Source organism: Aurantiacibacter zhengii (assembly GCF_003584125.1).
Taxonomy (GTDB): domain Bacteria; phylum Pseudomonadota; class Alphaproteobacteria; order Sphingomonadales; family Sphingomonadaceae; genus Alteraurantiacibacter; species Alteraurantiacibacter zhengii.
The window spans coordinates 1-10,157 of record NZ_QXFL01000022.1 but is presented as its reverse complement, the minus strand read 5'-3'; the positions used below and the strand labels follow the sequence as shown (position 1 = coordinate 10,157).

Sequence of the window (10,157 nt, the reverse complement as noted above, 5' to 3'; positions counted from 1 at the left end):
GGAAATCCGTTGCAGTCCGCATCGGCTGTGGCGGTCACGTCTGCCGCCACGATCGCGATCCCGTAGGAGGCCGCGCGGTCGACAGCGAAATCCTGTTGCTCCGTTTCGGTTTCGCACTCCAGACTGACCGACATGCACCGCGCTGTTGCGAAAGCCACCTCATCCAGCGTGTTCTTGGTCCACACGATCCGGCTGCCCTCGATCGTGCCGAATACCAGCGTCAGGAATGCCGGCGCGAGCAGGGCGAACTCGATGGTCGACACCCCTCGCGCGTCGTCGCGAAGTCTTCGTATGAAGCTCATTGCAGCCGCACCGTGGCTTGCTGCGTCACCGATGTGTCGGACAGCAGGCCAGCTGGCAAGACGACGGGATTGAACCCTTGGTCCGCTTCGATCGTCAGATAATAGCCGGCTGTCGATCCCCCGGTAACATCAGGACCGGTGCAGATGTTGCCGCAGGCGGCTGCGACATAGGTTCCATCGGTTTTCAGGCACGCGCACGTGCGGTTCAGGTTCGTGCAGCTGTTGGCCACGCCGTTGCAGGACATGGCAACCGTTATGGCCTGGTTATCGGCAATACTGCGGACATAATTCGGCAGAACACCGAAGTTGACGTTGTCCGCTTCCTCGAAGGACGCAACGGCAGATGCCGCAACGGCTTCGTTGACCTTGCCACGCTCGATGAAGAACATTCCGAAATCAAGCGCCACCATGACGATCATGAAGAACCCGGTGACCCAGAGGGCGAACTCCACAGTGGCCACGCCATCTTCGTTGCGCCGTATGGTCGAAAGAGAGAAACTGCGCATGGGATCTATCCTATCAGCCTGACTCTTGTGTTGTTGCCGCCACCACCGAGGTCTTCCATCATCGTGCAGGCAGAGCCGGTCGCGGCGCCACCGTTGACGCGGATCGTGTTGGCAATGAGAGTCATGCACTTCGTTGTGCTGGTGCTGTTGCCACCAGCCATTTTGACCTGCGCATTGGGCAGATGCAGTGTTCCGGCGAACGAACTCAGGCTTCCGCCCGTCCAGTTTGCATCGTCATCGTTCTCGGTCGTCAGCAGCAGTTCCGAAATGAAACCGCCGGCCTGCGTGTAGTTCGCTGCTTCGAGCTTCGTCTTTGCCCCGCCAGCAAGCTTGATCGTGCCTGCCAGAACGAAGGTGACATTGATGCCCGCCATGTCGAAACCGGAGACGCTCTCGCCTTCGAGAACGCTACCGTAAGTTTCGCCCGTCAACCCCGAGGTGTAGGGCCAGGTGGTGCCCCCGGTGCCGTTTTCGAAATCGCCGTTGATTGTGTAGCGGCCTGCACCGAAAAGCACGGAACCCGCGATCTTCATATCGCCGTTGATGTAATGATTTGGCGTTCGGCCAAAAGCAAGGCGGCTGCCGCCCGCTGTATCGATATCGCCATTGGCGCTGAATTGCCCGTCGCCCATGAAGAACCGCGCGCTGCCGCTGAGAAAGATGGCGCGATTGCCGTTCCCGGGGCCCACGATGATGTCACCATCGCCAATGGCCAGTTCGCTGTTTCCGCTGATGCGGATGCCGTCGGCAACAACGAAATCACCTGCACCAAGGCGCGCAGTGCCGCCGCCCCCGATATCGAGTCCGCCGAAATAGTGGTTGCCGTCTCCGACGAGGAGGTGCTGGCCACCGCCCAGGCTGACGTCCGCATTGATCAGCACATCGCCATCACCCTTGCGGTTGGTGCCCTGGAAGCGGACCTGGCCACTTCCGATCCAGAGCGCACCGTTGCCAAATGTGACGCCGTTCGAACCGCTGTCGAAGCCGCCGTTCACATAGACATCGCTGTCGCCGAAATTGACATTCGAACCACCGCCAATGGAAACGCCCTGGCGCACCCGGATGATCGAGCCGTTCTCGAACGTCACGTTGATTCCGCCTGCGACCTCGAACTTCCTGATATTGTAGACCCCGGCAGGGACGATGTAATTGCCGCTGGTCCCCTGCCGGTAAGCTGAAACCGCGCTGCTGGGGTTCCAGGTGAACTTCCAGTCACTGCCGTTGGGGGTCGACGGGTCGCTCAGCGCCGGCGGGCTGCTGAAATTGCCGAGCAGTGCCATCGCGGCAACGCGATCGGGATTATTCGCCCAAGGGTCTGAAAGAGGGGTCGCCTCGTTGATCCAATCCTTTGGCGGAGGGACGGCGTTGTTCCAGCCCGGCTTGTTGAAACTGCCTGCAAACCGCAGGGTTGCTGCGTCGAGTTCGCCGTGGTTCACGTAGATGTCACTGCTGCCAGAGATGATATCGGCGCCGCGGATCAGCTGGCCCTTGTTCTCGATCTCGCCAATCGCCGCGATCGAGCAGTTCGGTGCGTCGATCGAGGCGCCGCCGGTTACCGAAATGGCCGCCTTTCCACCGTCGAGAGCGAGGTAGCAGGGTGCCGCAAAACTGGTGCCGCCCGAAAGGCTTGCCATGGATTCTGCAGCCACGTCGAAGGAACCCGACAGTCCGAGAACGCTCGCAAGGGTGTAAGGCACCAGTTCGTTTACGGTGACGCGCACGGATTGGTCGCCGGCGTTGGGCAAATCGTTGACGAGCGTTGCGACAACAGTCGCACCGACCAGACCATTTGCAACCGCTACATCGCGAGCCGTTGGGGTCAGGATCGCGGCATCGCTGGTGTTCTGGAAAGCAATCGCCGCGGCCAGCGCGCCCAGGTCAGCAGCACGCTGGTTGATGATGCGCTGCTGGTATCCGCGGTTCAGGTCGACGGCCAGTCCGGCGGACCCGATAAGAACGGGAAGAGCTAGAGTGGCAAGCGTCGTGACGCCGCCCTGCGTACAAGCGATGAGCTTGCCGAGGAACTGTCTGATCTTGTTACTCGCGCGCATTCTGACGCCTTTTACAACACACCTGCGAAGCGTTTCCCTGATTACCTCTAAGAAATCGTTATACCCAGTGGGCTTTTGCCGGTTCGGCACTGGCCCTTCCGGAACACAACATTAAGAATTTGTTCGATAATTCTCCTTAGCCCCCTGACCTCACACGTCACAGCAACTGCGGCAGGGAGATAGATTGTGAAAAGCAAATCAACGCTCTCGTTCGCCTGCCTTGTCCTGGCAGGTGTCGTGTTCGTCTTCGAGGATACCGGGGATTCCAGCCGGCTGGAGACCGCTACTCAGAGCGTTATCGCAAGCAGATCCACCTCGGACGGGAATGATGGCCCCTCCACAGCGACCAGGCCGGTCACGCGCGCCGCAGTCGCGCAATCCAACGAGATAAACGAAACCGCGAGCGCAGCCGATCACTCGTGGTATGACGCTGCTGACCCCACCGTTGAACCGGATGATACCGAAAGCCAGGTCGCGGAACCAACCGATGCTGGCACCGAACCGTTGATCGACGACTACGATGCCGGCGGTCAGGCGCTTGTGGGCTCGACTTCAGCGGCGGCATTTGCGCCGGCACCGACCATCGATGCCGGCAAACATTCTTGAGATCAGATCGCTTCCCGAAAGCGGACTTCGCTGATCGTCGATAATCCAACTCCCGTCAAACCAGGCCGCAAGTACGCCGGAACCAAACGGGTAAAACACGAGATTTGGACGCATGTTTGGAAAAGCAGCTTCGACAGCAATATTGCTAGGCAGTGTCGTAGTCCCGGGTACCTATTCCCTCGCACAAACAGCCCAAGGGAAATTCGGCCTTCGCCTGGTTATCGAGCCTGACTGCCGCAACCCTGACGACCCGCTTCAGACTGCCGAGCGTATGGCGCCAGAAGCTTCCGATGCTCGCGATATCGCGCGAAGCTATCTGATGAGCCTACCGGATTATCGCTATTTAGCCGCTAGGGATCTGATTGCAGAACACGACCTTGCCGATACTGGTAACTGGCTCATTAGTGCACGCGGGATCGAAGACCCGATCCTGCGTGTCGAAAAGTGTAGCGGACAGGTGACCTCGCTCATTGCGTAGTGGATCGTTTGCTATTCTTTAGTCAGAAATGAACCGTGACGCGCACGGTATCGGAATAGCTATCGGGCGTCACATCGGTGTCCGGAACGGTTACGTAGACCGAATAATCCTGGGTGTTTCCATTGCCTGTCCCGGACACTCCGTTACCGACATTGGTCGAACTCGCCGTGGCACCCCAGATCGGTCCCGTCGAACTGCCGCTGCGCAATTGGTAGGGAACGGTGTCGGAATTGCCGGGGCTACCGCTCATATCGCCAAATCCTGCTTGATGGCCGTTCGACGGCTCCAGCCCGATGTTAAAGGATGTGCCGCTCGGGCAATTTACGGCGATACTACCTGTGCCAAACACTGGGCCTCTAGCGGCCGAGACCGAACCAAGATCTGCATTGCCGGTCGCCACTATCCGGCATGCGTTCGCAATCTGCGCTCCCAGGCTCAGAGTGAACTGCTGGGCAGAGAAGGAGAACCCCGTGTTTCCCGATGTGCGGCATTGGCCGCCATTATCGGGCGTTCCGAGAACCGTGTTGTAGAAGAATGCGCTGTAGGTATCCGGAACCGGGGTCTGACCGGAGGCGATCGCGCCGTAGAACTGGAAGCTGCCCGATACGGAAGACGCCATGCCGGCAGGCATTGATATGAGCTTTGTAAGCGGTCGCTGGGCTGTCCAACGCTGGCTCAGCGCGGGATCCTCGAACACCTGGTAACCTGCAAAGCGGTTGCCGGAACGCAGTACCGGTTGCTGCGGGGTACCGGGCCAACTCGGGTTTCCCAGGCCGACGCAAAGCGCAAAGCTGCGCGGCGTGTAGGAGTAGTTCGTGCAAGTGTAGTCAATAGTGCCAGTGCCCGTCGGGCTCGTTCCGAACTCAAGTTCCGCGTTGTCGATCAGGCAAACGACGTTCGCTTCTGCTTGGCCGGGTAACAGTATGGCCAGCAGTGGACCTGCGAGGAGCACAAGAACAGTCCTCACGATCGCGCGCGAGAGGTCGAAGGAGGGGTGCTGCAGCATCAGGATCATCCTTCTCTCGAACAGACGACGTGGCCCAGTCGTCCTGCGGTGTTTTCGGGAAAACTCGCAGGCAGAGTGAAGGCACACGGCGAACGATCGTTATCAACCATCACGCGCCCTCCGGGAGTGGCATCCTCGATGAACAATTGGCCGTCGTAGCCAATTATGAGGAGCGCCTCATCATTCTTGCCTGTGCGGGCGATAGTGCCCGTCGGGATGGGCACTCCCGCTTGGTCGACAACTGTCACCAGAACCGAGTGGCTTTGGGCGAGACCAAAATCAACGGTCACTCCGGCACGTAGCGAAGGGACAGCGTCTTCCTCATCGGAACCCACCTCGATATCCGGTGGCAGGTTGGCGGTGTCGATCGAGAGGCGGTTGTGCTGATAGGCGTTCAGGCCTGTCACTAGCAGACGACCCTCGCCGTTGGTCACGCCGATGCGCCTGTTATTCAGGCTTACCGGCACATCGGCGAAGCCCGCAGCAGAAACGAGCGCGAATCCATCGTTTATCTTGCGGGCCGCGTGGACCGAGCCGTCGATTGCGACGATAGCCCCCGAATAGCCTAGGTATCCCGATGTGTTGCTGCCAAAAATACGCGCGCCGGCGGTTGCCTGTCCGAAGGATCCAAGATGGTCGAACTGTGCGGCGCCGCGGAAGCGATCGCCGTCGTAGGATCCGTCGACTGCCCAGCCCATGCCGCCTTCGTAGGGAACGTTACGGCGATATCCGAACGCGCCTGTGGTACGCCGTTTGTGGGCCTGCACGGAGGCGCGGTAATGATCACGGTTGCCGGGAATGTAGGTAAGTGTCGCAAACACGCCCTTATCGGATGTGTTTTCGAGATTGATGTTGCCCGACAGGCTGAGCGAAATTTCTTCGGTCACGAACCGGCTCCAGCTGGCATTCGCATAGCTTGTCCGCTCTTTCCCATCAGACAGCTGCCGCACGAGGCTCGCCCCAAAGGTACCCAGCCGCTCGTCGCTATATCCCGCGCTCACGATTTCGCGTTCGCGGGGGAAACTCGCACCTGCTGTTGAAGGAATATCGGCGAAATCGTTGCTCGTCCGCTGGAGCGTGGCTGCGAGATTGAAGCTTGATGTCGTGAACGAATAGCCGACTTCGAAACGATGGCCGGTTCTGCCATCGTGCTGGCTGGCGGCAATGGACGCCGAGATCACGCCGAAGCCGGGCGATGCGAGGGCAAACCCGCCGCCTGCATTCAGCAGCGAAGATGAAACCTCTGCGTGGCCTTCGACGGTCAGGATATCGCTGATACCGCGCCGGAGGCTACCGCTTGCCACAAGCTGGTTTGCGTAGTCGAACGATCGTTGGCCATAGTTCTGCCGCACGGTGCCTATCTCGACAGACCAGTCCGACAAACCTTCTCGAAGGAGTAGGGGCGTATCGTAAAGCGGGAAGTCCAGAGTGGTGACCTGCCCCAGTACGTCGGTCACTACCAGTTCCGCACTCGCGGCACCGTTCACCCGCGTCGGGCCGGAACCAATCTCGAAAGGACCGGGGGCGACATCTGCGGAATAGCGACGAATCCCATCAATGTAGAGATCCACGGTCGACGGAAGTGTCGCCTCGCCAAAGAAGGTTGGAACGGGAGCTGTTATCAAATAGGGTTGCAGCGCGAAATCGGTACCGATGCGAGCCCCGCCTATCCGGCTGGGGCGTGAAAGGCTTGTCGAGCGGGTCACGATGTCGCCCATGCGAACCGTAAGACGGTTTTCAGGGAACGTTAGCGCAGCACTGGTATCGAGCCGCAGGAAGCGGGCGTCCCCCGCCGGACCACGATCACCAAGCTGGAATATGCCGACACTTTCCATCAGGAAATTGCCGGAGAAGGCGCGGGCCTCGGTCACGCCATCCAGCGAAATCCTGCCGCTGGCAAAGTTGGCATAAAGGTCATAGTTCAGGAGCAGGCCCGTAGCGCTCTGGGCGACGGGATTGTCCTGATCGTAGAAATTCAGGCGGCTTGTCGCCACCGCAAGTTGCTTCGCTTCCACAATGATCGAAAGCGACTGCGCGCCGGAATTGTACCTGAAGTTCTGTCCGTACGCCTCGGCAAGCGAGACCATGTCGTCGCTCGCGACTGGCACATCGTCCAAGCGCAGCCCCAGGTCTTGCAGGACCGAGCGCGACGCCCACACTTCCTCGTCGATGAGGCGGAACTGGGCGAGGCCGTGATCCATCCCGTTGACCTCGACCTCGAGGAACAATAGCGTCCCCTGGACTGGCGTCGACGTACGATCATAGGTCACCGCAGATGCGATCTGTGTCCGGTCGATCGTTCGCTCAGCTGTATCGGCGGCGGTCCTGTGATCCTTTGCCTGTGCACTTTGTGCGATCAGCGCCAAGGCGATCAAGGCGGCTTTACCGATTCGCGAGAGCCAACGCGACATTTTCGCGCTGTTGCGTACCATTGAGTGTGGCCTCGATCTGGCCCCCGTTCGCGAAGACTTCGGCTGGCTGGACCAGCTCGAACCTGCGCTCGCTTTGGGGAAGGACGTAACCGAGCAGGCCGTTCGAGATCGTCACGAACTCCCCGCTCGCTGGAATGAAGCTGACAGTCGCGAGCTGCGCGCGCGTTTGCCCGGAATTAACCACGTTCAGCCACGCGGTATCGCCATCGATGGTAATCTCCCAGCGCAAATCGTGCTGCGCATTCTGGCATGCGGGATTGAGGAGGTAGACCGGCACCGAATAGCGCAGGACATATTGCAACCCAGTCTGCGCCTCGTCCGGGTTTCCTGGCAGTTCATCAACGACGACGCGGTAGGAGCGCTCGCATTCGGTCATCGCCAAGGCTGCATCGCCGAAGCGAACGAGCCGGATGACCTGTTCCTCATCGGGACCGACCTGGACGAACGGCGGACTGCCGATCAGTTCGTCGGTTTCAACCATCCGGTCTTCACCCTCAGCCTGGATCCACCGATAGACGCGAACCTGTGCCCGCAACTGTCCGGCAGAGCCGTTACCGAGACGCAAGACGCCCGAACGTTCCGTAATCTCGAGCGAAACGGGAGACACCTGAAGCCCTTCGGCATGCGCAGCCGTTGGAACGGCCGCGCATGCCAAAAGGATGATTGCCTTGCGGGAGAGGTTGGACAGCATAGCAATCGCTCTCCAGCTCAGTAATTGACCGTGATCGTGACGGTGTCGGAGTAGCTGTCGGGCGCATAGTTTGCGCTCGGTACAGTCACATAAACCGTGAGATCCTGGTCAGCACCATTTCCGGTGCCGGCAACGCCGTTGCCTACGGCAGTCGTGGTTGCCGTATCGCCCCAGATCGTGCCGGAAGCGCCAGACGTCTGACGCAGCTGGTAGGGCACCTCATCGGCGCTGGAACCGGCCGGCGACATTACGCCAGCGCCATTCGTTGCGCCGTTCGAGGGTGCAAGACCAATGTTATAGGGGACGGTCTTGGAGCAGTTCACCGAGAAGGTGCTGCTACCGCTAAGATCGGTAGCGTCGGAGTCTTCGGTGCCAAGATCGATGTCCGATCCTGTGCCCGCGGTAACGGAACAGGTTGCGTCGATATCGAGCATCACGTCGAAGGTGGAAGTCGCCGTTTCGGCATGTGCGGCACTGGAACAGAAAAGAGCCAGTGCAGTAACACCAAAAACAGCACACGACTTGGTCGAATGAGTCATTTTATATCCCCGTTGGTTAACGTTGCCCCGTCGGCAACGCCCGGACTGCTAGGAGAAAGCTCGAAAGTAATGGTTAACGACCCCGCCCCGAGAACTTAAAAAAAGTTCTTGCCCAAGTAGAACAAACAACAATTTCTTACGCGTCCCCGGAAGTGTTCCAGGCATCAACAATCTGTTTATGCGCTGTTTTAAGTAGGTCCAAACGCGATAACGCCGCCCTTGGTATCCGCCGGCTATCTGCCCTCAGTTTTTTTGCTGCCCGCAAAGTCAGCCCCCCAACCACGGCGTTGCCGATCAACAAGTGTCCTCGTCGCAGATGATGGGTGAACCCGAATCAGCCAACCCCGTCTGTAGTGACCGGCTCAGGGTTCAGCGTGTTGGTGCGCCCCAGGTAGATGCCGTGTTCGCACGAAGTGCGGCCTCTCGGTTATCTATCCCGAAGATGAGCTTGGGCTCGATCTCCCCAAGAACGACCGGAACACGTGGTGCCGTGACGAACCGATTGAAGCCGAGAGGGATTCAGGCAACGGCGAAAAGCAGGTAGTTCGCGCAGTAGTTTACAGAGCGCCCCTTGGCCAAACAGTCATCGGCTTAAAGTTCCGGGCGCGCGAATCTATCGCTCTCGTAGATGGTTGGGGCGTCGATGAAGAAAAAGGCAACCAGGGAAGCCTGAGGGTTCGACGCCCCGAAAGCATTCGTAAGTTCAAGAGGTTAACCAGCCCCTTACGCGCCGATCACTCTCTCGATTTGTAAAGGGCAGAACCGCCAGAGAAGTTCAGCATGCTGGGCGCTAACAAGGTCAAAATTACCGCCCCACGGCAACATACTTGAATCCGTGACGTTCGACGTCGGAGCGGCTGTAGAGGTTCCTGAGATCCACCAGTACCAAGTCCTTTAGCAGATCCTTCACGCGTTCGAAATCGAGCGCACGAAAGGTATCCCATTCGGTCACGATCACCGCTGCATCGGCACCGTCCATCGCTTCGTAGGGGCCATCGCAGTAGGTGACCTTGTCGATCACCTTCCTTGCCTGCTCCATCCCCTCGGGATCGTGGGCCTTCACGTTGATGCCTGCATCCTGCAGCGCCTGCACCACGCTGATCGCAGGGCTGTCGCGCATGTCGTCGGTGTTGGCCTTGAACGTCAGGCCCAGCACCGCCACCGTCTTGCCGTGCTGGTCGCCCCCGCCCAGCGCGTGGATGACCTTGCGCCCCATCGACCGCTTGCGCTGGTCGTTGCTGGCCACCACGCTTTCCACGATCCGCAGCGGGCTTTCGTAGTCCTGCCCGGTCTTCAGCAAGGCCAGCGTATCCTTGGGAAAGCAGCTGCCGCCATAGCCCGGACCCGGCATCAGGAAGCGATTGCCGATGCGGCTGTCGAGACCGATGCCCTTCGCCACGTCGGCGACATCCGCGCCCACCTTCTCGCACAGGTCGGCGATCTCGTTGATGAAGCCGATCTTGGTCGCAAGGAAGGCGTTGCCGGCATACTTGGTGAGTTCGGCAGCGCGCCTGCTCATCACCACCAGCGGGCTCTCGTTGCGGGT

The 10,157-nt window shown here is 59.5% G+C and carries 10 protein-coding genes; 2 read left to right on the top strand and 8 right to left on the bottom strand.

Translation table 11 applies throughout. The annotated features are described in order from the left end of the window. The 3 genes from D2V07_RS18245 to D2V07_RS18235 form a co-directional block, all read right to left on the bottom strand. Window positions 1-302, bottom strand: a 302-nt coding sequence (locus D2V07_RS18245; RefSeq protein WP_147366897.1) for a TadE/TadG family type IV pilus assembly protein, incomplete at its 3' end; no start/stop codon positions are given. Beyond that, window positions 299-808 (bottom strand): TadE/TadG family type IV pilus assembly protein, encoded by a 510-nt coding sequence (locus D2V07_RS18240; protein ID WP_119584765.1) that lies wholly within the window; start codon window positions 806-808, stop codon window positions 299-301. The genes D2V07_RS18240 and D2V07_RS18245, both read right to left, overlap by 4 nt. 5 nt (window positions 809-813) lie before the next feature. Continuing rightward, on the bottom strand, window positions 814-2,859 hold the full coding sequence (locus D2V07_RS18235; protein WP_119584763.1) for a pilus assembly protein TadG-related protein: 2,046 nt from the start codon (window positions 2,857-2,859) through the stop codon (window positions 814-816). A 186-nt stretch (window positions 2,860-3,045) separates the two neighbouring features. On the opposite strand from D2V07_RS18235, the gene D2V07_RS18230 reads away from it, so the two are divergent. After that, a complete protein-coding gene (locus tag D2V07_RS18230) occupies window positions 3,046-3,465 on the top strand; it encodes a hypothetical protein (RefSeq protein ID WP_147367075.1) in 420 nt (139 codons plus the stop codon). A 112-nt stretch (window positions 3,466-3,577) separates the two neighbouring features. Continuing rightward, window positions 3,578-3,943: a hypothetical protein gene (locus D2V07_RS18225; protein ID WP_147367074.1), complete on the top strand. Its 366-nt coding sequence runs from the start codon at window positions 3,578-3,580 to the stop codon at window positions 3,941-3,943. Between the two features lie 22 nt (window positions 3,944-3,965). On the opposite strand, the gene D2V07_RS18220 is transcribed toward D2V07_RS18225, so the two are convergent. The 5 genes from D2V07_RS18220 to D2V07_RS18200 all read right to left on the bottom strand — a co-directional run. Further along, on the bottom strand, window positions 3,966-4,949 hold the full coding sequence (locus tag D2V07_RS18220; protein ID WP_158586903.1) for a Csu type fimbrial protein: 984 nt from the start codon (window positions 4,947-4,949) through the stop codon (window positions 3,966-3,968). Window positions 4,950-4,954: 5 nt separating this feature from the next. Further along, entirely contained in the window at window positions 4,955-7,360 is a 2,406-nt protein-coding gene (locus tag D2V07_RS18215; RefSeq protein WP_158586902.1) for a fimbria/pilus outer membrane usher protein, read from the bottom strand. Continuing rightward, window positions 7,332-8,072, bottom strand: coding sequence for a fimbrial biogenesis chaperone (locus tag D2V07_RS18210; protein WP_119588313.1), 741 nt, complete (start codon window positions 8,070-8,072; stop codon window positions 7,332-7,334). Before D2V07_RS18210 ends, D2V07_RS18215 begins: the two co-directional genes overlap by 29 nt. A gap of 17 nt (window positions 8,073-8,089) precedes the next feature. Further along, entirely contained in the window at window positions 8,090-8,611 is a 522-nt protein-coding gene (locus D2V07_RS18205; protein WP_119588312.1) for a Csu type fimbrial protein, read from the bottom strand. 805 nt (window positions 8,612-9,416) lie between these two features. Beyond that, window positions 9,417-10,157, bottom strand: a 741-nt coding sequence (locus tag D2V07_RS18200; RefSeq protein WP_147367073.1) for a UDP-glucose dehydrogenase family protein, incomplete at its 5' end; no start/stop codon positions are given.

Coding starts and splice junctions, on each gene's coding strand:
- D2V07_RS18240 (WP_119584765.1), bottom strand. CDS start 808: ATGCGCAGTTTCTCTCTTTCGACCATACGGCGCAACGAAGATGGCGTG.
- D2V07_RS18215 (WP_158586902.1), bottom strand. CDS start 7,360: ATGTCGCGTTGGCTCTCGCGAATCGGTAAAGCCGCCTTGATCGCCTTG.
- D2V07_RS18235 (WP_119584763.1), bottom strand. CDS start 2,859: ATGCGCGCGAGTAACAAGATCAGACAGTTCCTCGGCAAGCTCATCGCT.
- D2V07_RS18210 (WP_119588313.1), bottom strand. CDS start 8,072: ATGCTGTCCAACCTCTCCCGCAAGGCAATCATCCTTTTGGCATGCGCG.
- D2V07_RS18220 (WP_158586903.1), bottom strand. CDS start 4,949: ATGCTGCAGCACCCCTCCTTCGACCTCTCGCGCGCGATCGTGAGGACT.
- D2V07_RS18225 (WP_147367074.1), top strand. CDS start 3,578: ATGTTTGGAAAAGCAGCTTCGACAGCAATATTGCTAGGCAGTGTCGTA.
- D2V07_RS18205 (WP_119588312.1), bottom strand. CDS start 8,611: ATGACTCATTCGACCAAGTCGTGTGCTGTTTTTGGTGTTACTGCACTG.